Origin of the sequence: Gemmiger sp. An50, from assembly GCF_002161595.1 — a bacterium.
Taxonomy (GTDB): Bacteria; Bacillota; Clostridia; order Oscillospirales; family Ruminococcaceae; genus Allofournierella.
On record NZ_NFID01000009.1, the window covers coordinates 119,975 to 140,417 of the forward strand.

A 20,443-nucleotide genomic window follows, 5' to 3' on the forward strand; every position below is an offset into this window, starting at 1 on the left:
CGTGAGCCATTTGCAGGCTTTCCAAACAAAAAAGCATGCCGCATTACGCGGCATGCTTTTTGAAATGCTCAGAAAAATCAGATGGAGATGGTGTTGGCCACATCCAGCATCATGGTGTCGATGGTCTTGTGCATAGACAGAGCGACGCTGATATCGTAGTCCACGATCTTGTCGGCAGAAACGGCAACCACACGGTTGTAGATGCCCTTCTCCAGCAGGTTAACAGCGTGGTAACCCATCTGAGAAGCGGTCACGCGATCGCGCAGAGTGGGAGAACCACCGCGCTGTACGTGGCCCAGAACGGTAGCACGGGAATCAATGCCGGTGCGGGCCTGGATCTCGTTGGCCAGCTCCTGAGCATGACCAACACCCTCGGCTACGATCACGATGAAGTGCTTCTTGCCGGTCTTCTGGGTCTGGTTCATGCGGGAGATGATGTCGTGGTCCAGATCGTAGGGACGCTCGGGAATCAGGATAGCCAGAGCGCCGGTGGCGATGCCCACGTTCAGAGCAATGTAGCCAGCGTTACGTCCCATAACCTCAACCACACTGCAGCGGTCATGGCTCTGGGTAGTGTCGCGCAGCTTATCGATCATCTCCACAGCGGTGTTCATGGCGGTGTCGTAGCCGATGGTGTACTCGCTGCAGGCGATGTCGTTGTCGATGGTGCCGGGAATGCCGATGCAGGGAATGCCCAGGTTGGCCAGAGCGCGAGCACCCTTGAAGGAACCGTCGCCGCCGATTACAACCATTGCATCGATGCCCAGCTCTTTGCACTTCTCAGCGCCCTTCTTCTGGCCTTCTGCAGTTACAAACTCAAGGCAGCGGGCAGTGTAAAGGACAGTACCGCCCCGATGGATGATCTCGGATACGCTGCGCAGGTCCATCTCACGTACTTCGCCGTTCAGCAGACCATTGTAGCCGCGCTGAATGCCAATAACCTTGATGCCCTTGCTCAGAGCGGTACGAACAACCGCGCGAACCGCAGCATTCATGCCGGGCGCGTCGCCGCCACTGGTCAATACACCGATGGTTTTAATTTCCTTATACATAGTAATGCCCCTCCTAAAATCAAATCGAAATTTGACATTGGTATAATTATAACATCCTGGCAACATAAATGCAAAACTTTCTGCGCAATTTGTCGCCAAAAGGTTTGCCCAATTGACCAACTATTTTGTAACAACATTCCTGTCGCCCAAAATACGGCGCAATTCCGGATAAAGCAGCTCATGGTCCAATGCCCACAGACTGCGCGGCGCCAGGGTCAGCTGCTTGCGGTCCTCAAAATACATGTAGACCGGCATGCTGCCGTCAAAGATGCCGCTCAGCAGGTTCGTCACTTTGCGGAACTGCTCGCAGTTCTGGCTGGGAAGCTTCAGATACAGCCCTTTCTTGGGGGGCTGAGGCCTTTCAGCCGCACTGCCTGCCGCCGTTTTTTCCGAACGGCGTGCCTCATACTGCTCAATGGGAACGATGGCGTCTGCCACCAGTTTGGCCGCTTCGTCCTCTTTTACCGAAACGCGGCCGGTGATGACCACTACGGCATTTTCCTGCAGCGCATCTCTGCAGTTCAGCAGAATCTTCGGGAATACCAGAATCTCCATGGTACCGCTCAGATCCTCCACGTTGGTAAATGCCATCATGGTGTTGGAACGAGTCGTCATAAATTTGCTTTTGATCCCCGCGCAAACAATGTTGACTACTTTATTATCGTAAGCTTTCGCGCCTTCCCCTGTCAATTCACTAATCTTGCAGCTGGATATATTTTTGATGATTTCCCGGTAAGCGTCCAGCGGGTGGCCGCTCAGATACAGGCCGCTCACCTCTTTTTCCATCTGCAAAAGCTCTCCGGTCGGGAACTCTTCCAGAGCGGGGATCACGTAATCGTTCACCGATTCCTGCTCACCGCTCTGGCTGAACAGATCCAGCTGACCCTCCAGGTTTTTGCGGCTGTCAGTTTCCACGCTCTTCAGAATTCCCTCGATGCATTGGAGCATGGCCCGGCGGGTGGAGCCCAGACCGTCGAATGCGCCGCTCTTGATGAGACTTTCCACCGCACGGCGGTTGATCTCGCAGCCGTACATCCGGCGGCAGAAATCATAAAGAGAACAGAAAGGCTGATCCTGGCGCTCGCGGACCACTGCCGCGATCAGATTGCGGCCCACGTTCTTGACTGCATTCAGGCCGAAGCGGATGTTCGCGCCGTCCACGGTAAAGCCGCCGTCGCTCACATTGATGTTTGGCGGCAATACCTTGATGCCCAGCCGCTGGCACTCACCGGAATACTCGATCACCTTGTCGGTGTTGTCCAGGACGCTGGTGAGCAGAGCTGCCATGAATTCGTTGGGGTAATGGCATTTCAGGTAAGCTGTCTGGTACGCCACATAAGCATAGCAGGCCGCGTGAGATTTGTTGAACGCGTAGGAAGCAAAGCTGGACATATCGTCGAAGATCTCGTTGGCGGTCTTTTCGTCGATGCCATTGGCAATGCAGCCCACACACTCGGAACCGGGCTCCTTGCTGCCGTAAACGAAGTTCTGCCGCTCCCGCTCCATGACGTCGTGTTTTTTCTTGCTCATGGCACGGCGCACCAGGTCGGCCTGGCCAAGCGAGAAGCCTGCCAGCTCCCGGCAGATCTGCATGACCTGCTCCTGGTAGACGATGCAGCCGTTGGTCACATCCAGAATGTGTGCCAGCTGAGGGACCTTGTAGTGGATCTTCCCCGGCTCATGGCGGTTGCGCAGGTAGGTGGGGATGGAATCCATGGGACCCGGGCGATACAGCGAGATCAAAGCGATGATGTCTTCCAGGTTTTGCGGGCGAAGGCCCAAAAGCACCTGCTTCATGCCGGTGCTTTCCAGCTGGAACACACCCTCGGTCTCGCTCTGACCCAGCATCTCGTAGGTGGCTGGGTCATCGTAAGGCATCTTTTCCACCGAGAACTCCGGAACCCGGCGCTGGATCATCCGCTCCGCATCCCGAATCACCGTGAGGGTGCGCAGGCCTAGGAAGTCCATCTTCAAAAGACCCAATTCCTCAATGGTGGTCATGGTGAACTGGGTCACGGGAACGCCGTCGTTGCAGGCAAGCGGAACGTATTCGTTGGCCGCCTCTCGGGTAATCACCACGCCCGCCGCATGGGTGGACGCATGCCGGGGCATGCCCTCGATCTTGATGGCAGTGTCCACCAGTTCCCTCACCTGCTCGTCGGAATCGTAACGGGCTTTCAGCTCCGGCGATACCTCCAGAGCACGGTGCAGGGTCATTTTCAGCTCCATGGGAACCAGCTTTGCCACTGCGTCCACCGCAGCATAAGGCATGTCCATTACGCGGCCCACGTCCCGCAAAGCAGCCCGGGCTGCCATGGTTCCGAAGGTGATGATCTGGGCCACATGATCGTGACCGTATTTGTTGTTCACATAGTCGATCACCTCCTGCCGGCGTTCGTAGCAGAAGTCCACGTCGAAGTCCGGCATGCTTACACGCTCCGGGTTCAAGAAACGTTCGAACAGTAGATTGTACCGGATGGGATCGATGTTGGTAATGCCCACGCAGTAGGCTGCCAGACTGCCCGCGCCGCTTCCTCGGCCGGGGCCCACCGGGATGCCCTGTGTTTTTGCGTAGTTGATGAAATCGAAAACGATTAGATAGTAGTTGGTATAGCCCATGCGGCGGATCACGTCGATCTCGTAATCCAAGCGCTCACGAATTTCCGGCGACGGGTCGCTGCCATACCGGCGGGCAAGGCCCTCATAACACAGCTTTTCAAAGTAGGCCTGGTTTTCCATGCCATCCGGCGCTTTAAAATAAGGCAGCTTGGTCACGCCGAATTCAAAATCGAAATTGCACTGCTCCGCGATGCGGTTGGTGTTTTCGCAGGCATCCGGCGCGATGGCAAACAGGTCATACATCTCGTCGGTGCTTTTCAGGTAAAATTCGTCGGTCTCAAATTCCAGCTTATCGTCGTCCTGGATGGTTTTGCCGGTCTGGATGCAGATCAGAATGCTCTGCATCTTGCTGTCTTCCCGGCGCAGGTAGTGGGCATCGTTGGTGGCTACCAGCGGGATGCCGGTCTCCCGGGCCAGTCGAATCAGCAGCGGCAGGACCTGCTGCTGTTCTTCAATGCCGTGATCCTGAATCTCGATGTAGTAGTTCCCCTGCCCGAACAGGTTATTGTAATACAGCGCAACCTGGCGTGCTTTTTCATAATCACCGGCCAGAAGAGCCTGAGGAACCTCGCCCGCCAGGCAGGCGGAAAGGCAGATCAGACCCTCGTGGTGCTGCTCCAGCAGCTCTTTGTCCACCCGAGGCTTGGAATAAAAACCCTCGATAAAACCGGAGGAAACCAGCTTGATCAGATTTTTGTAGCCGGTCTCGTTTTTGCACAGCAAGACCAGGTGGTTGGAGCCGTCGATCCGGTTGACCTTATCGAAGCGGGAGCGGTTGGCCACATAGACCTCACAGCCGATGATGGGTTTGATGCCCGCCTTTTTGGCCGCCTTGTAGAAATCCACACATCCATACATCACACCGTGGTCGGTGATGGCAATGGAGGTCTGCCCCAATTCCTTAACCCGCTCGAAGACCCGGTCGATCCGGCAGGCGCCGTCTAGAAGGCTATACTCAGTATGCACGTGCAGATGGGTAAATTGCTTGTCAGCCATTGGTTCTCCTTTGCTGAAGTTCAGATGCCAGACGTTCCAGCTTTTTCAGCCGGTGGCTAAGCCCCGATTTGCTGATGGGCTGAGGGCTTTTTTCCGCCAATTGGGAAAGCGAAAGATCCGGCCAGGCCAGCCGCAGCTCGGCCGCCTCCCGCAAAGGCTGGCTCAGACCGTCGAACATGTGGTTTTGTTTCAGATATTCGATGGCCCGCGTCACCTGGACGTTTGCGGTTGCGGTCTTGTCCATGTTGGCGGTTTCGCAGTTGGTCAGGCGGTTGGTTTTATTGCGCAGCTCCTTGATTACCTTGTGGTTCATGATCTCCATGGCTGCATTGCCCGCTCCCATGAATGCCAGAAGCTCTTCGATCTGCTCGCTGGCTTTGATGTACACCACATTCACGCCTTTGCGCAGGGTTCGGTGGGGGCGAAATTCGTGTTCTGCCAGAATACCCTCCAGATCCCGCGCCAGATTATGCCGGTTGGACAGAAACTCCAGATTGTACTCCTTTTTGGGGTCGGTCATGGTGCCGCAGCAAACGAACGCCGCGGCCAGGAAGGCCGCGCTGCATTGGGGGCAGCGCAGAAGCGTGGGATCGATGCGCAGGCTGATCTGATCCGGCTCACAGTGGAATTTTTCCAGCATCAGGCGGACCTGCTCCGGCTCATCCACCTTGAATTCGTAAACCATGCCGCTGGGCCGCTGCTTGCTGGTCACGTTGCCCTCGATGCCGCACAAATGAAAAATGCGCTTTACATAGTGGGCGGCGGTTCCCAGTTCAGTCTGGAATACTACGCCCCGGCTGTCAAAATAACGACTGAAGCAGGCCGCGCCGTAGCTGGCCGCCAGCAGGCAGCAGGGCCGGGCGATTTTCTTTTGGGTGATCTCGGTTTTAACGTCCTGTGAAAAGCTCATTCGTTTTCCGATGCCCTTTCGTTAAAGTACACGTTTCTGATCGCGATGATAAAGAACAGGACCATAGCCAAGATTCTGGCAATGCTCTGCGATCTTGCGCGCGAAGGTAATGGACCGGTGTTTGCCGCCGGTGCAGCCCACCGCGATGGTCAGCTGGCTTTTGCCCTCCTTGATGTAAAGAGGCAGCGAGTAATTCAGAAGCTCCAGAATACGGTGAAGAAGCTCCTGAGACTGCTCGAACTTCATCACATAATCCACCACCTCGCTGTCCAGACCGGTTTTTTCCTTCAGCTCCGGGATGTAGAAGGGGTTCGGCAGGCAGCGCACGTCAAATACCACATCTGCCTCCTTCGGCAGACCGTATTTGAAGCCAAAGGAAAGGATGGTCAGTACCATCGGCTGCTGATTCTGGTGCAAAAACAGCTTGCAGATCCGCTCTTTGTTCTGAGCGGCAGAAAGCAGAGAGGTATCCACCACGAAGTCGGCCCGCTCAAAGAAGGGCTGCAGGATCTTCCGCTCCTGCTCAATGGCGTCGGTCATGGAAACGCCCTCCTGCACACAGAGCGGATGAATGCGGCGGGTTTCCTTGTAACGCCGGGCGAGCACGTCATCGGAGGCATCCAGGAACAGGACCCGGTAGGGCACCTGGCGGCTGTCCATGCTGGTCAGCGCCTCCTGTACGTCGTTTTGGGTACGGCAGCCGCGGATGTCCACCACCACCGCCACCTTTTCCAGCATCGTTTCGCCCTGCAGGGCGAAATCCAGCAGGCGGGGCATCAGCCCGGCCGGAATATTGTCGATACAAAAATAGCCGATGTCCTCCAATGCGTTTACCGCAAGGGATTTTCCTGCCCCGGAAAGGCCGGTTACGACCAGCAGCTCCATGATGCGTCTCTCCTTTTCCTGTTGTTTCTTCATCCAGCATAACCTGCATGACCGGCTGCCGATTGCCAGCAGCCGGTCATGCACACAATTATTCCACCACGCGAATCTCTTTTTCCAGTACGAAGCCGGTCTGCTGGTGCACCCGGTCGCTTACCTGCCTGGCCAGCTCCAGCACATCCGCACAGCTGGCATGGCCCAGATTCACAATAAAGCCACAATGCTTTTCGCTGATGGCAGCGTCACCCACCCGGTATCCGCGCAGGCCGCATTGCTCGATCAGGCTGCCTGCAAAGGCGCCCTCCGGCCGCTTGAATGCACTGCCCGCGCTGGGATACTCCAGCGGCTGCTTTTCCCGACGGCGATTCATCAGGTCATCCATTTTTGCCTGAATCTGTTCCCGGTCGCCCTCGGCCAGCTGCAGCGTGGCCCGCAATACGCACCATCCGGTGCGTGCAAATACACTGGTGCGGTAACCCAGCTCCAGCTGATCCACCGGCAGCGAACGCACCTGACCGGCTTCGTCCACAAATTCCACTTCCAGCAACACATCACGGGTCTCACCGCCATAGGCGCCTGCGTTCATATACACAGCGCCGCCCAGGCTGCCCGGAATGCCGTAAGCGAATTCCAGACCGGTGAGCCCATGACGGGCGGCTTCCTCGCACACCTGCTGGAGCGACATGCCGGCTCCGGCAATGATGCGGTCACCTTCCACTTGAATCTCCGGCTGGATCGAACGGGTGCAAAGAACCACACCGTCAAACCCTTTGTCGCTGAACAGCAGGTTGGACCCGTTGCCCAGAATATAGGTGCGCACGCCCTCTGCGCGGCACAGCTCCAGCGCCTGAATCAGCTGCTGGGTGGTGTGAGGGGTGCAGAACAGAGCGGCAGGGCCGCCGATCTGGAAGCTCGTGTGGCGTGCAAGGGGCTCGCCGCAGGAATAAGGGATCGCTGCTTCCTCCAGTTGTTGCTTTAAATGCTCCATGCACGCCATAAAACGGCCTCCTAAAAATTAAAGTTTTTCCTGGTTGCCCAGCCAGGCAGCGCCCACGACGCCGGCATCGTTGAACAGCTCGGCGGGCTTGATGGTCACGCGGCGCTTGCCGTCACGGGCATAGTCCTCCCAGTCGACCAGCTTGCGCACAGGAGCCAGCAGAACCTCACCCTGCTTGGAAACACCGCCGCCGATGCAGATGATCTCCGGCTGGAAGATGTTGACCACATTGGTCAGACCGCAGGCCACGTACTCCACGAATTTGTTGATCAGCTGGGTAGCCAGTTCGTCACCGGCAGCCATGCCGTCGAAAGCGGTCTTTGCGCCAACCTTGGTGATATCTCCGTTCACCAGATCCCACATCATGTTTTTGGGATGGGACAGCATTGCAGCCTTGGTATCCTCAGCAAGGGCACGGGCGGAAGCGTACTTCTCCCAGCAGCCGTTTCGGCCGCACATGCAGGGACGGCCGTCCTTCTGGATCACCATATGGCCCAGCTCGGCGCCGGCATAGTTGAAGCCGGCGAAAATTTTGCCGTCGATGATGATGCCGCCGCCGATGCCGGTGCCCAGAGTAATGACCACCGCATATCTGGCGCCGCGGGCGCCGCCGGCGATGAATTCACCGTAAGCAGCTGCGTTTGCGTCGTTTTCAATGTAGACCTTGCAGCCCAGGCGCCGCTCCATGTGCTCACGCAGCTCCCAATCATAATAACCGAAATTGGCGTTAAAGTCTACTACACCCGTCTTGCTGTTTACGCTGCCCGGGGTGCCGATGCCAACCCAGTGCAGGTCATCCAGGGTCAGATTGCTCTCCACCAGGACCTGACGGCACAGGTTCGCGATCTTTTCTTCAATTACTTCCTCGGGCTGAGGCAGATCGGTATCGCAGGTGCATTTGTGCAGCACCTTGAACTCTTCATCCACAATACCGGCGGTAATGGTAGTACCGCCCAGATCCACGCCAATCGTATATTTTTTCATCTTAACAACTCTCCGATCCGATCCACGATTTTTTTGTTATGTAGTTCCAGTTCCCGGCGAAGATTCTCGCCGGAACCATTGACGATCAGCTCCTGGGGAAAGTCAATTTCCTCCAAAAGCCCGTACAGATGCGAAACACCCCGCTCCAGATGGTAGATGGAATGTGCATCGCTGTTCAGCGCGATTCTGCAGCCGCTCTTTTTGCAGGCAAGTGCAAGAGCTTTCATGTTTGCCGCTCCTTGCGGACGCACGGCAAAGGAATTCCCGTTCAGCTCCACCACCTTGTTGCGGGCGGCGAATTCCCGGGTGACACGCTCGTAGTCGTACACATGGTTGGCCTGCTCGGAATGGCCGATCATATCCACATACGGGTTTTCCGCCACCTTGAGCCATAGCTCGGTAGCCTGTTCCACCGTAAGCTTGCCGGGCAGGCAATCCCCATGAATGGAAGCAATCACCCAGTCGAACTGTGCCAGCTGCTCCTGCGAAAAATCCAGACCTCCGTCCAGATCCATCACGTTCGCCTCCACACCTTTCAGAACAGGAATGCCCTCCAGCACATCCGGCAGGCGGACAAGATTGCTGAAATACCAGATATGAGGCGAGTCCGGCATCGCACAGCCGTGATCGGTGACCGCGATGGCCTTATATCCAATGGCTGCCGCCTTGGCGGCCATTTCCGTGATGGTATTGAACGCATGGTTGGATACCAGCGTATGCGTATGCAGATCCGCTGCGATTTGATACAAAGTATATGCTCCCTTTCTGCGTCAGATGCCAATGTCTTCGTCCAGACCAAGGCGAGCCAGAAGCTCCTTGGCGGCGTTATAGCCCATCTTTTTCTGACGGTTGTTGATGGCGGCCGTTTCCAGGATTACCGCCAGGTTACGGCCCGGCATTACAGGAATCACCGTTTTGGGGATCTGCACGCCCAGAATATCGTAAAAATCGGTTTCCAGACCGGTGCGGCTGTAGTTTTTGGTCTTGTCCCAGGGCTCCAGATCCACCACCAGGTCCACCTTTTCGCTCACCTTGACCGAGCCGATACCAAAGATGCGGGCCACGTTCACAATACCGATGCCGCGCAGCTCGATGAAATGGCGGATGTTTTCCGGAGCGGTGCCCACAATAGTGCGGCTGGAGGTGCGGCGCAGCTCCACCGCGTCGTCGGCGATCAGGCGGTGACCGCGCTTGACCAGCTCCACAGCGGTCTCGCTCTTACCGACGCCGCTGTCGCCCAGGATCAGAATGCCTTCGCCGTATACCTCGATGAAAACGCCGTGGCGGGTGACGCGGGGCGCCAGCTCCACATTCAGCAGGCTGATCAGCGCGCTCATCAGCGTGGAGGTGGATTCCGCGGAGGACAGTACAGGAACGGAATACATCCGGGCAAAATCGATCATTTCCGGCAGGGGTTCCAGGCTGCGGCTGATAAGCACCGCCGGGGGCGTGAGCTCAAACAGGCGCTCCAGATGAGCGCGCCGGGTAGCCGCGGGCAACTCCTGCAGATAAGACATCTCTACCATACCGAAGATCTGAATGCGGTTGGCATCGAAGTATTGGTAATATCCCGCAAGCACAATGCCCGGTCGGTTGACATCCGCCGTATAGATGGGGATCTCGTTCAATTCCTTCGGCGCATAGACCGTTTCAAGATTCAGCTGTTCCGCTACTTTGCTAAGTGGGACGGAAAATGCCGGCATAAAGAACACCCTTCCTTTTTGATGAAATTTCAGAGTTGTTTTTATTATACATGATTGCAGAAAGATTATCAATTTTATTTGCAAGAAAAGGCGGCACCGGCGCACAAACTGCAAGTGCTCCGGTAAAGATGTTTCTTCGCCTGTTTTCTGAAAAAGAAAAAACAGTGGCCGCCGTTTGTTGCGGCTGCCTGCGCGTGTGGGGAATAATTCTCTTTCTCACCGAAAGCGGATTGCTTTCATCCCATCAATAACACAGAATGCCCCGCGACAGGATATTTTTCCCATCGCGGGGCTTTTGTGTGTTCTAAAGCAATTGCAGCGCGCTGGAAAATTCTACGGCGCCAGGCTGATAAAGGGTCTTGTCCTCTGTCAGGCTGGCTGTAAGCTGCGCGTTCCGATTGCAAAAACGGCTCAGAAAGCCAAAGGGATCAACACCCGGAGAAAAGGCCTGCCGGATCAGTCCTGCTGCGGTTTGTTCCAGTTGGCTGTTGATCTGACTTAAAAGCGCACGCCGCTCTTCTCTGGAAGTCGGCAGGTGCTCTCCGGTCATCTGCTCCACGTGACCCGAAAACCGGATTGCAAGCTGCATGGAGTTCTGCTGCTCCACGCATTCATAAATCAGCTTCGGCGATCGTATGGTCAGGGTAACCGGGCCGCTCTCCCCCTCCACCTGGAGCTGCCCAGTCCCGGTTTGGCCGCTGAGCAGGGCGGCCAGTTCAGTTTCGATTCCGGTAAAACGGACCATGGGGGCGCCATCCTTGTACAGGGCAAGCCCCTGCATTTGTACGTCATCTTCCCCCGACAAACGCACCAGCGGCAAAAAGCTGCCGTCCTGCGCTGCCGCAAGCTGGTACAAATAGGTGCGGTATTCTCCCCGCTCTCCCAGCCTTCGAATCCCATCCAGCACGGCGCTTGCGTTTTCTTCATTGAGCGGCTGGTCGTTTGCGGGCAGATTAATTCCCCACACCGCCATATTTGGACGCCCGGCAGAGTTCTCATAAAGGAAGCGGCAGCATTCTGTCATTCCCTTTTGTTGCTGCAGCCCGGGCCCAAGTAACAGCAGCTCATTTTGCCCATAAAACAGTTCCTCCGCCCGGGAGGATTCCGCCTCGCCGATTGCCTCTGCAAGGCTGCTTCCTCTGCCTTCAATCAAACGAAGGGTTTCAGAAGCCTCTCCCGCGTCAGCACTGGGCTGGGGCTCCAGAACCAGCACCTGGGCCACATACTCCTTCTGATAGTCCAGCAGCAGCGCCTTCACGATCACTTTATCGCCAAGACCTGTGGAAGAACAGCCGCACAGAACCGCCGCAATCAGCAGAGGGGCGGCCAATTTCAACAATTTCATTCTCGTTTCCTCCCCGCTGTGATTCGAAACAGACCCAGCCAGAGCAGCAGTGCAAGGCATGTCCTCTGCTGGACCCAGTATGCAGTTTGCTCTGCTTGCCCCCAGGCCGCCAGGAAAACTCCAATCACTCCCGCGACCGCCAGATAATAGGCACTGTGACCGCGCAGTTTGGGAAACACCTGCCGAATGCTCTGTGTGAACAGAGAAAAATACAGCGTGATTTTCACAAAAAAGAGCAGCAGCCACACACAGGCATGCAGTGCGTCCAGCCGGCGAAATACCGAGATGCCACCGAGCCGGGCGATGGTAAACAGGGGCTGCTCCTCCTGCTGATAAGCGGGCCCCAAGGTCATTTCTCCCAACAAGCAGAACAGCGCCTGCGCTGCAAAAAGCCACACAAATACCGCCGAAGGCCGGTATTTGCGGTTTTGGGAATGTTCCGGTCTCCATAAGACCACCCACAGGATCAATTCCGGTGCTAGGTAAAACTGACTTGCGAAATCACGGGCAAGCTCCCCGCCATTCAGGGCGGAGGGCTGCAGATTAACGAAGCGGAGCTGCGGAAGAACGGAAAGCAGAAGCAACCCCATGGAAATGGCAGTGAGTGCAAGTACCGCCGCAGCCGTGCGGGTGAGTGCATTCAGCCCGGAATAGACTCCATAGAACACTGCCACAAACAAAAGAAACAAAAAAATCTCCACCGGTAGGCCGGTACGCATGGCCTGACTATAGAACCGTTCCCCCTGAATGATTTCCAATGCAGCGGACAGCAGCATCAATGCGCTGAGCAAGCCGCAGAAGGCTTTGCTCTCCAGCGCATGCTCCCGGCCTTTGGGCAGCAGGGTCAACAGCAAGGCAAACGCTGCCATCTGCCCGGCTGCGCATAAGATTCCGTGCTGTGCGGTTAAAAGCGGCGCCCGGCGGCCGAAGGGCTGCAGGAACACGTCCGCCAGCAAAGCCGCTGCCATGAGAGCGGCCAGCTGAGCTGGTGCAATGGAAGCTGGTTTATTCTGTGCCATGCGGATCTCCTCCCGGCAGATCGTTTACGGAAAAAGGCTGGCGTGCCAGCCGTCTCCAATTGGTACGCAGCACGCCGTCACGCACTGCGCCGTTTGTCCAGGGAATGAGCGGCGCCGTATACGGCAGGCCGAAGGAATTCATACCGCAGATACTGGTCAGCATGATAAAAAAGAGCGTAAGAATCCCAAACGGTCCGAATAATCCTCCGGCGAACACAAACAGGATGCGCAGCACGGTGGCCGGTTCGTAAAGCGACGGAATCACAAACATAGAGATGGTGGTGAGCGCCGCGGTGATCACGATGGGCGTGCTCAGAATCCCCGCCTTCACCGCCGCATCGCCCACAATGATCGCAGCCACAAGGCTCACGCTGTGGCCGATGGGACGGGGCAGCCGCAGGCCCGCTTCCCGCACGATCTCCAGCAAAACAATCACCAGCACCATTTCCAAAAACAGAGGAAGCGGTGTGGCTGCCTCTGCCGCCGCAATTTTATAAAGCAGCTGGGGCGGAAATAGCTCTGGGGTATATTCCGCAATGGAAACAAACACCCCGGGCAGCAGTACCGCCAGAAAAAACGCACCGTATTTGATCACCCGAATGAAGCTGGCAAAATAGGCCTTGGTGGAGTAATCGTCCAGGCTTTGAAAGTGCTCGCTGAAAAAATACGGAATCACCATGGCAAAGGGGCTGCCGTTCACCAAAATCACCAGCTTGCCCTCACACAGCTTGGCACAGGCCGTAGCCGGGCGTTCGGTATAGCCTGCCTGCTGAAAAAAGCTGAATCCTCCCCGCTGCAGGAAAGGGGCCAGATAGCTGGAATCAAATAAAACCGGGATTTGTATCTGGTTCAGCCGATTACGCACCTGGCGCACCAGCTCCGGCGGCGCCAGCGTACGGTCATAAACGAGGGCCACTTCGGTAGCGGTACGCTCGCCGCAGATCAAAGTCTCCACCGTAAGGGTCTCGGTCCGGATCAGACGGCGCAGCAGGCTGATGTTGATGCGCAACAGATCGCTGAAGCCCTCCCGGGAGCCGCGTACATTCCCCTCCCCCGATGGCTCCTGAATGGAGCGGAACTGCATATTCTGGGTGGAAAGCACTACCCCTTTGCCGCAGCCTTCAATCAGAATTACGGTGGTGCCTGCGGTCAGCTGGGTGCGCAGCTGGTCCACCGTTTCCACGTAAGAATTCTCCAAAGGAAGATCGGTCTGAGTTTGCAGGTAGTCGAAAAGCTCTTCGCCGTTTTTGGGGCAGAATTCACTTTCGCTCAGCATATTTAGTACCACCACCCACAGCCGCTCGATGGTGGAAAGCCCTTCAAACATACATAGGCAGCATGGAATACCGAGGATCTGCACCGGCTTTGTATACAGGTCTACTGAATTGCCAAATCTTTGTTTCAGCAGCTCGATGTTTTGTTTCAGCTGCGGCGATAACGATTCTTCTGTTTGCATCCGCGTCACCTCCGGCAAATAGTATGCCCGGAAAACACACGCGGCAAACCAATCGCTTTTGAAAGAGAGGCTGACCGGATATGCTGATTCTTATGCTGCGCACTCTGCTGGTCTATCTGCTTATTCTGCTGGCCATGCGGCTGATGGGAAAGCGGCAGCTGGGGGAACTGCAGCCCGCTGAGCTTGTTTCCACCATTCTGATCTCCAATCTCGCTTCGATCTCCATTGAATCGCCGGAACTGCCTCTCACTGCCAGCCTGGTGCCGGTGTTTCTAATCGTGGCGCTGGAGCTGCTGCTGTCGGGCCTGTGCTTTTGCTGGCCTGGGGCGGCAAGGCTGCTGTTCGGTTCTCCTGTTACTGTGATCCGCAACGGGAAGATCTGCCGCGATACCCTTCGGGCACTGCGCTTTGGAACCGGAGATCTGCTGGAAGCTCTGCGCGGCAAGAACGTGTTCGACCCTGCTCAGGTGAAATGGGCTGTGGTGGAAACAAACGGCAGCATCAGCATCTGCAAGGCCGGTGAGGAAGAACCTTTCATTCCGGTCATCGCAGACGGCCAGCTTTTAAAGGGTGCACTGCAGCTGTGCGAAAAGGATTGCCGGTGGGTTTCTCAGGTCCTGCAGAAGGAAAACTGTATGCAGGCGCAGGTAATGCTGCTTTTGGTTCGAATAAGCGGCGAATATCAGTTGATCAAAAAAGAAAACAGCCCCTCGCCGCAAAAGCGGAACAAGGGGCTGTGGGAAGGACGTTTATGAGCCGGCTGCGTGCGGCCGCGGTGATTCTGGCGGCGCTGTTTTTGCTCACACTGATCGGACAGCGGCTGGTATCTGGCTCGCTGGATTCACTGGAGGCCGGGCTTACACAGGTGGAAAAGCTGTGCGCCGATGGGTCATACCAGGCTGCAAAGGCACAAATCGGCAGCATCACGCAAGCCTATCAAAAACAGCAGGCTGTTTTGGCGCTTTTCATCCGCCGGGACAAACTCAGCGAATTGGAAAATGCATTGTGCGGGCTGAGTGCCTATGCGCACCCGGATTACCTGCAGGATCTTCTCTGCGAGACCGGCAAGCTGAAAGCGCAGCTGAATGGAATACGCCGGTTATTCTTCGGTCTGCTCTGAGCGCTTGCTGAGCATCTCTTTCAGCTCGTTCATGAAGGTGTTCAAATCGGAGAACTGCCGGTAGACCGATGCGAACCGCACATAGGCGACCTCGTCGATCTTTTTCAGTTCTTCCATCGCAAGCTCACCGATGTGGATGGAGGTAACCTCGCGCTCGTAGCTGTTCAGAAGGGATTGCTCGATGTTGTCCACCGCGCGTTCCAGCATCTCGTAACTGACCGGGCGCTTTTCGCAGGCGCGCAGCATACCGCCCAGAAGCTTCTGGCGGTCGAACACCTGGCGGGAGCGGTCCTTTTTAATGACCATCAAAGGTACGGTTTCCACGATCTCATAGGTGGTAAACCGCTTGCCGCAGCGCAGGCATTCCCGGCGGCGGCGAATCTTTTCGCCGTCCTCCGTGGGGCGGGAATCGATCACCTTGGATTCCAGTTCGCCGCAGTAAGGGCACTTCATATGGGGTCCTCCTTTGATGGCGGCCGGGTCGCATTTATTCCCGCGCCGCAGTTTAAGATTCCGTTATTATAACACAGATACGCTTGCTGTTGCAATCCGGTTTTCAGGCCTGCAGCAGCTTTTCCAGGCAGGCCAGACGAACGCTGACACAGAGCAGCTGGCTCGCCTGCTCCAGCTCGGCCACCGTGGGGTACGAGGGAGCGATGCGCAGGTGATGATCCTGCGGGTCATTGCCGTAAGGATAGGCGGAGCCCGCCGGGGTGAGCACCACGCCAGCCTCCTTGCACAGCTGGACCACACGCTTGGCGCAGCCGTCCATCACATACAGACTGATGAAATAGCCGCCCTTGGGATCGGTCCAGCGGGCAATGGAGCCGCAGGGTGCCAGCTGCTGGGCAAAGGCCTTTTTGATGAGCTCAAATTTCGGCTCCAGAATTGCCCGGTGCTTTTTCATATGCTCCAGTACGCCTGCTTTATTTTTCAAAAAGCTCACATGGCGCATCTGGTTCATCTTGTCGAAGCTGATGGCCATGGGAGCCATCTGAGCAAGGATATGACGAATATTGGCCTCACTGGCGGCCAGCGCTGCAACACCCGCGCCCGGGAAGGTCACCTTGCTGGTGGAGCATACCAGCAGCGGCCGGTCCTGGGTACCGTACTTTTTGCACTCAGCCAGAATACCGGGAACCGAGCACAGCTCATCGGTGAGGTGATGCACACAGTAGGCGTCGTCCCAGATGATCTTGAAATCCGGTGCGCCGGTCTTCATGCTGGCCAGACGCCGCACGGTCTCGGCGCTGTAGATGTAGCCGTCCGGGTTGGAATACAGCGGTACGCACCAGATACCCTTCACGCTGGGATCAGCGGCAAGCTGCTCCACCAGATCCATATCCGGGCCATCCTCATGCATCGGCACCGGAATCATTTCAAAGCCGAAATATTCGGTGATGGCAAAATGACGGTCGTAGCCGGGCACGGGGCACAAAAACTTCAGCTTCTCTTCCGCGCGCCAGGGATGATCGCTGTCTGCGAAGCCGACCCGCCAGCCCATGTCGATCATGTAGTACATCAGCGTGAGCGAGGAATTTCCGCCCACGATAACTTCGTTCTCCTCCACGCCCAGCAGTTCGGCAAAAAAGCGGCGGGCCTGGGGCATGCCGGGCAGCAAGCCATAGTTGCGGGAATCCTCGCCGTTTTCTCCAATGTACTGGTTCTGGCTGAGCAGCCCGGTGGACAGCTCCAGCTGTTCTGTGCAGGGCTTGCCGCGGGACATGTCCAGTTTTAGTCCCTTTGCCTGATACTCCTGATACTGTGCCAGGACTGCCTGGTATTCCTCCTGCAGTTCCTGTTTGGTCATGCTCTGGTATTCTTTCATTGCAAACGCTCCTCTTTTGCAGCTTCCCAGCGGCGCGCCCGGCGCAATGCAGCACCCGGCACGGGGTGGATCGACTCCTGATTTTCGAACTTATTATAGTATAAATCCGGGCTTCGCACAACCCGAAACCGGGAGTTTTGTCCGGGAAAACGCACCCGGGCAATAAGACGCACTTTTGATGCCGGGCACAAAAAATGCCGGAGCAAAGCGAACTTTACTCCGGCTTGGTGCCGCTGACCGGGATCGAACCGGTACGCCTTATTAGGGCGAGGGATTTTAAGTCCCTTGCGTCTGCCAGTTCCGCCACAGCGGCAAGCCTAATTATAATACATCAAACCCGCCGGTTTGTCAACGTTTTCCCCGGGAACGGTCTTCGGCATGCAACAAGGGAATTGTAGGATGACGGGCAATCGTTTATAATAAACAAAGCAACCACACTCACGCAAGCATTGCCCTTCTTCGGATTCTTGCGCGAACGGAAAGGACGTGGCTTTGATTCAGATGCCTAGTTGTGAAAAAATCGAACGCCGGAAGCTGTTTGTTCTGGGCTGCCTGCTGGGGGCGGCGGTCTTCTTTTTGCTGTACGGCTTTGCCCCGCTGGATGTGACCAATGACGCCTGGTTGCGCGGCGGTTATATTGAAGCGGATATCCAGCAGCATTACGCGGGCTGGTTGTTTTACCGGCAGTCCGAGCTGTCGCTGCCCTTCTGCTTTTCCGAGCGGATCAACTGGCCCTTTGGCTTGAGCGTGGCATTCACCGACTCCATTCCCCTGTTTGCAGCATTGTTCCGTCTGCTGAAACCGCTGCTGCCCGCGACGTTCCAGTATTTTGGACTGTTCACACTGATCTGTTTTGCGCTGCAGGGCGGATTTGCCTGCCTTCTGGTGGGGCTGTTTACCCGCCGTCTGCCTGCTGTGCTGCTGGGGGCAGTACCGTTTGTGTTCAGCCCCATTCTGCTGGAGCGGACGTTCCGCCATACTGCGCTTGCCGCACAGTTTTTGATTCTGGCCGCGCTGTATTATTACATCCGTGGGCGGCGGGAAGGACGCTTTTTCTACCCGGGCCTGTTCGCTGTCAACTGTGTGACGCTGGCAATTCACCCGTATTTTGCCCCCATGACCTACGCGCTCACCTTCGCGCTTTTGGTGGAGCATGTGGTATTCCATAAGCAAATCGCAAAACCGGCGGCGCTGCTGGCAGCAAATCTGGGCTGCACCGCTCTGGTGGGCTGGCTGTTCGGCCTGTTCAGCGGCGGATCTGCCTCCGGCGGAAGCGGCGTACAGTACGGGCATTTCTGCATGAACCTGAATGCACTCTGGAACCCGGTCAGCCGCGGAATGGAGCGCTGGAGCCTGTTTCTTCCTGCACAAAATCAGACGTTGGGCAACTACGATGGCTTCAACTACCTGGGCCTTGGCATGCTTCTGTGCAGTGCGGCGGTGGCGCTGGCAATGCTGCGCTGGCATCGGACAGGTCTGTTGGGGTGGCTGAAAAATCGTTTCGGCCTGTTGTTCGTTGTGGCCTGCCTGACGGTGTTCGCGGTAAGCAATGTGATTACCGCCAACGGCGCAGTGCTTGCCCGCCTGCCGCTGCCTGGATTTGTGATACAGCTGGCAACCGCCCTGCGTTCCAGCGGGCGGCTGTTCTGGCCGGTGTACTACCTGATTTTCCTATGCTGTGTGGCCGGGTTGCTGCGGCTGACCCGTCACCAAAAACAGTGGGTGCAGACCACCGTGATCGGCGTACTCTGCCTGGTGCAGCTGGTGGACCTGAGTCCGGCGCTGCTGGAAAAAGCTCGCTCCTTCCGTCCCTATTCTGATGCGGGATTCAACCTGCTGAACCAGGAGGACAGCAGCCTTGCCGCTTTGCTGGATGCAACAGAGGGCAAATATCAGCACTTGGTGGCGCTGGACCCGTTGAAAACCAGCGGCCTGAGCCTGGCACTTTACACCGCTGATGCAGGCATGACCAGCAGTGACACTTCGTTCACGGCCCGCTATGACGAGGCTCAAGCCCAGCAGCGGCGAGAGGAATTTTTGCGGGCTATCCGCGGAGGCGAGCTGCCTGCGGACAGCATCTTCTTCACCGAACAGGAAGAGACCTTCCTGACCGTGGCGCAGGCCGCCCAGGAGCAGGGCGCCTGGTGCGGGATACTGTATCAGCAAAGCGGCGATGGCAGCCGCACCCCGCTGGTTTATGTGATTGCTCCCGGCCTGGAGGAGTTTTCCCATCCGATGGCGGAGGAATTCAGCGAAGATTACCCGCTGCATCTGGCGAATTATTCCGATGATTTCTGGGATCATGGTATTCTGAGCCTGAACCTGGAGAGCATCGGCCGTCAGGAGGACGCAAACAAGGTGGTCCTTTTCTATGACACGCCTTTTGCCCGCCAAAAACTGGACGGTGCAACTGCGCTTTCTGATGGCGAAGGCGGTGTTTATCCCATTCTCGACGTAAGCGACCAGGATGCCGGATGGCTGATGGTCACCCTGGAAATTGACGACGCACACCGGCTGTACGGTAAAGATGGCCTGTGCAAGGATCTGGAGGCCCTTTCATGAAGATCATTCCCGTGAAAAGCCTTACCCCGGTAAGGCTGGACAAATACCTCACCGAGCAATTCCCTGCCCTGACCTTCGGCAAGCTGAACAAGGCGCTGCGGGAAAACAAGATCAAGCTGAACGGCAAAAAGCAGCCTCTCTCCACCCGGGTGCAGACCGGCGACGAGATCCGGCTGTTCCTGCCGGATGACCAGCTGGCTCCGGCGGAGGTCAAAGGGCCTGCGTTCCTGCGCGCCCGCTTTGCCGCCAAGCCTGTCTATGAGGACGAACACATCCTTCTGGTGGACAAGCCCGCCGGCCTGCCTGTGATTCATGATACCGAGCTGGATACCCTGATCCACCGGGCCATGCTGTATCTGCATCAGGAGCACGGCTGGGAACCGGGCAAAGGCCCCGCGCCCGCTCTGTGCCACCGGCTGGATACCGGCACCAGCGGCCTGGTGCTGATCGCCAAAGACCCGCAGACCGAGCAGCTGCTCGTCGGGCTGATCCGGGACCGCGCGATCCGCAAGGAATACCTTTGTGTGACCTTCGGACGGCCGCGACCGGAACAAGCCACCCTGGGCGGTTATCTGACCAAGGACGCGGGCAAAGGCCTGGTGCGGGTAAGCGAGCGCCCGACGCCCGGCGGCAAAGAGATCGAGACTCGTTATAAAACGCTGGCGGTAAGTGGCCGCCTTGCCCTGCTGCAGGTGGAACTGATCACAGGGCGGACCCATCAGATCCGGGCGCACCTGGCCAGCATCGGCTGCCCTATTCTGGGCGACAGCAAATACGGCAGCAACGCTGCCAATCGGGAGCTGAAACTGAAATACCAAGCGCTTTGTGCCTGGCAACTCACCTTCCCCACCCTGACCGATCCTCTGCTGCAGGGCGTGAGCGGACGCAGCTTCCAGGCAGAAAAGCCCTGGTGGCACCAGCAGCTGTTGGAAGGCAAACTGAAATAAAGCAAAAGGCCCGAGGCCGTGTG

General features: G+C 56.9%; 18 protein-coding genes and 1 tRNA gene. 5 read left to right on the forward strand and 14 right to left on the reverse strand.

Features of this window, described 5'->3' with window-relative positions; genetic code table 11:
- Nucleotides 1–77: 77 nt before the first annotated feature.
- The 8 genes from pfkA to hprK form a co-directional block, all read right to left on the reverse strand.
- The gene (pfkA, locus tag B5G03_RS09695; RefSeq protein WP_087181501.1) at nt 78–1,052 is read right to left on the reverse strand and encodes a 6-phosphofructokinase; all 975 of its coding nucleotides are present in this window, start codon (nt 1,050–1,052) and stop codon (nt 78–80) included.
- Between the two features lie 120 nt (nt 1,053–1,172).
- Complete coding sequence (locus B5G03_RS09700) at nt 1,173–4,667, reverse strand: DNA polymerase III subunit alpha (protein ID WP_087181502.1); 3,495 nt, start codon at nt 4,665–4,667, stop codon at nt 1,173–1,175.
- Nucleotides 4,660–5,577 carry a DNA-binding protein WhiA gene (gene whiA / locus B5G03_RS09705; RefSeq protein WP_087181503.1) on the reverse strand — a complete coding sequence of 306 codons (918 nt, stop codon included), beginning with the start codon at nt 5,575–5,577 and terminating at the stop codon, nt 4,660–4,662. Before whiA ends, B5G03_RS09700 begins: the two co-directional genes overlap by 8 nt.
- Before the next feature lie 21 nt (nt 5,578–5,598).
- Entirely contained in the window at nt 5,599–6,462 is an 864-nt protein-coding gene (gene rapZ, locus B5G03_RS09710; protein ID WP_087181504.1) for an RNase adapter RapZ, read from the reverse strand.
- 88 nt (nt 6,463–6,550) lie between these two features.
- On the reverse strand, nt 6,551–7,456 hold the full coding sequence (gene murB / locus B5G03_RS09715; protein ID WP_343286896.1) for a UDP-N-acetylmuramate dehydrogenase: 906 nt from the start codon (nt 7,454–7,456) through the stop codon (nt 6,551–6,553).
- An 18-nt stretch (nt 7,457–7,474) separates the two neighbouring features.
- On the reverse strand, nt 7,475–8,440 hold the full coding sequence (locus B5G03_RS09720) for an ROK family protein (protein ID WP_087181505.1): 966 nt from the start codon (nt 8,438–8,440) through the stop codon (nt 7,475–7,477).
- The gene (locus B5G03_RS09725; RefSeq protein ID WP_087181506.1) at nt 8,437–9,189 is read right to left on the reverse strand and encodes a phosphatase; all 753 of its coding nucleotides are present in this window, start codon (nt 9,187–9,189) and stop codon (nt 8,437–8,439) included. Before B5G03_RS09725 ends, B5G03_RS09720 begins: the two co-directional genes overlap by 4 nt.
- Nucleotides 9,190–9,210: 21 nt before the next feature.
- Nucleotides 9,211–10,143: an HPr(Ser) kinase/phosphatase gene (gene hprK / locus B5G03_RS09730; RefSeq protein WP_087181507.1), complete on the reverse strand. Its 933-nt coding sequence runs from the start codon at nt 10,141–10,143 to the stop codon at nt 9,211–9,213.
- Nucleotides 10,144–10,178: 35 nt separating this feature from the next.
- Between hprK and B5G03_RS17080 the strand changes: the two genes are divergently transcribed.
- The gene (locus tag B5G03_RS17080; RefSeq protein ID WP_140401673.1) at nt 10,179–10,394 is read left to right on the forward strand and encodes a hypothetical protein; all 216 of its coding nucleotides are present in this window, start codon (nt 10,179–10,181) and stop codon (nt 10,392–10,394) included.
- A 53-nt stretch (nt 10,395–10,447) separates the two neighbouring features.
- On the opposite strand, the gene B5G03_RS09735 is transcribed toward B5G03_RS17080, so the two are convergent.
- Genes B5G03_RS09735 through B5G03_RS09745 form a run of 3 tightly spaced genes read right to left on the reverse strand, consistent with a single transcriptional unit; the run spans nt 10,448 to nt 13,963 of the window.
- Complete coding sequence (locus tag B5G03_RS09735; protein WP_162613379.1) at nt 10,448–11,488, reverse strand: Ger(x)C family spore germination protein; 1,041 nt, start codon at nt 11,486–11,488, stop codon at nt 10,448–10,450.
- Entirely contained in the window at nt 11,485–12,444 is a 960-nt protein-coding gene (locus tag B5G03_RS09740) for a GerAB/ArcD/ProY family transporter (protein ID WP_162613380.1), read from the reverse strand. The genes B5G03_RS09735 and B5G03_RS09740 overlap by 4 nt, the downstream gene beginning before the upstream one ends.
- A gap of 49 nt (nt 12,445–12,493) precedes the next feature.
- Nucleotides 12,494–13,963, reverse strand: a complete 1,470-nt coding sequence (locus B5G03_RS09745) for a spore germination protein (protein WP_087181510.1) — start codon at nt 13,961–13,963, stop codon at nt 12,494–12,496.
- 80 nt (nt 13,964–14,043) lie between these two features.
- On the opposite strand from B5G03_RS09745, the gene B5G03_RS09750 reads away from it, so the two are divergent.
- Together B5G03_RS09750 and B5G03_RS09755 are read left to right on the forward strand one after the other, a co-directional pair.
- Entirely contained in the window at nt 14,044–14,718 is a 675-nt protein-coding gene (locus tag B5G03_RS09750) for a DUF421 domain-containing protein (protein ID WP_087181511.1), read from the forward strand.
- Nucleotides 14,715–15,083, forward strand: a complete 369-nt coding sequence (locus tag B5G03_RS09755; RefSeq protein ID WP_087181512.1) for a DUF4363 family protein — start codon at nt 14,715–14,717, stop codon at nt 15,081–15,083. Before B5G03_RS09750 ends, B5G03_RS09755 begins: the two co-directional genes overlap by 4 nt.
- On the opposite strand, the gene nrdR is transcribed toward B5G03_RS09755, so the two are convergent.
- The 3 genes from nrdR to B5G03_RS09770 form a co-directional block, all read right to left on the reverse strand.
- Nucleotides 15,063–15,536, reverse strand: coding sequence for a transcriptional regulator NrdR (gene nrdR / locus B5G03_RS09760; RefSeq protein ID WP_087181513.1), 474 nt, complete (start codon nt 15,534–15,536; stop codon nt 15,063–15,065). The two genes, B5G03_RS09755 and nrdR, sit on opposite strands and share 21 nt — an antisense overlap.
- 103 nt (nt 15,537–15,639) lie before the next feature.
- Nucleotides 15,640–16,911, reverse strand: a complete 1,272-nt coding sequence (locus tag B5G03_RS09765) for an aspartate aminotransferase type Ic (protein WP_087181514.1) — start codon at nt 16,909–16,911, stop codon at nt 15,640–15,642.
- A gap of 225 nt (nt 16,912–17,136) precedes the next feature.
- Nucleotides 17,137–17,224: transfer RNA gene (locus B5G03_RS09770), tRNA-Leu, on the reverse strand.
- 188 nt (nt 17,225–17,412) lie between these two features.
- On the opposite strand from B5G03_RS09770, the gene B5G03_RS09775 reads away from it, so the two are divergent.
- Nucleotides 17,413–19,473 carry a DUF6311 domain-containing protein gene (locus B5G03_RS09775; RefSeq protein ID WP_140401674.1) on the forward strand — a complete coding sequence of 687 codons (2,061 nt, stop codon included), beginning with the start codon at nt 17,413–17,415 and terminating at the stop codon, nt 19,471–19,473.
- Nucleotides 19,470–20,420, forward strand: coding sequence for an RluA family pseudouridine synthase (locus tag B5G03_RS09780; RefSeq protein WP_087181516.1), 951 nt, complete (start codon nt 19,470–19,472; stop codon nt 20,418–20,420). The genes B5G03_RS09775 and B5G03_RS09780 overlap by 4 nt, the downstream gene beginning before the upstream one ends.
- Nucleotides 20,421–20,443: the final 23 nt, after the last annotated feature.

Bases quoted from the DNA above. Each gene is read 5' to 3' on its own strand.
- B5G03_RS09775 (WP_140401674.1), top strand. From the start codon at position 17,413: ATGCCTAGTTGTGAAAAAATCGAACGCCGGAAGCTGTTTGTTCTGGGC.
- rapZ (WP_087181504.1), bottom strand. From the start codon at position 6,462: ATGGAGCTGCTGGTCGTAACCGGCCTTTCCGGGGCAGGAAAATCCCTT.
- B5G03_RS09735 (WP_162613379.1), bottom strand. From the start codon at position 11,488: ATGAAATTGTTGAAATTGGCCGCCCCTCTGCTGATTGCGGCGGTTCTG.
- pfkA (WP_087181501.1), bottom strand. From the start codon at position 1,052: ATGTATAAGGAAATTAAAACCATCGGTGTATTGACCAGTGGCGGCGAC.
- B5G03_RS09780 (WP_087181516.1), top strand. From the start codon at position 19,470: ATGAAGATCATTCCCGTGAAAAGCCTTACCCCGGTAAGGCTGGACAAA.
- whiA (WP_087181503.1), bottom strand. From the start codon at position 5,577: ATGAGCTTTTCACAGGACGTTAAAACCGAGATCACCCAAAAGAAAATC.
- B5G03_RS09750 (WP_087181511.1), top strand. From the start codon at position 14,044: ATGCTGATTCTTATGCTGCGCACTCTGCTGGTCTATCTGCTTATTCTG.
- B5G03_RS09745 (WP_087181510.1), bottom strand. From the start codon at position 13,963: ATGCAAACAGAAGAATCGTTATCGCCGCAGCTGAAACAAAACATCGAG.
- B5G03_RS09755 (WP_087181512.1), top strand. From the start codon at position 14,715: ATGAGCCGGCTGCGTGCGGCCGCGGTGATTCTGGCGGCGCTGTTTTTG.
- B5G03_RS09765 (WP_087181514.1), bottom strand. From the start codon at position 16,911: ATGAAAGAATACCAGAGCATGACCAAACAGGAACTGCAGGAGGAATAC.
- nrdR (WP_087181513.1), bottom strand. From the start codon at position 15,536: ATGAAGTGCCCTTACTGCGGCGAACTGGAATCCAAGGTGATCGATTCC.
- B5G03_RS09720 (WP_087181505.1), bottom strand. From the start codon at position 8,440: ATGAAAAAATATACGATTGGCGTGGATCTGGGCGGTACTACCATTACC.
- B5G03_RS09700 (WP_087181502.1), bottom strand. From the start codon at position 4,667: ATGGCTGACAAGCAATTTACCCATCTGCACGTGCATACTGAGTATAGC.
- hprK (WP_087181507.1), bottom strand. From the start codon at position 10,143: ATGCCGGCATTTTCCGTCCCACTTAGCAAAGTAGCGGAACAGCTGAAT.
- murB (WP_343286896.1), bottom strand. From the start codon at position 7,456: ATGGCGTGCATGGAGCATTTAAAGCAACAACTGGAGGAAGCAGCGATC.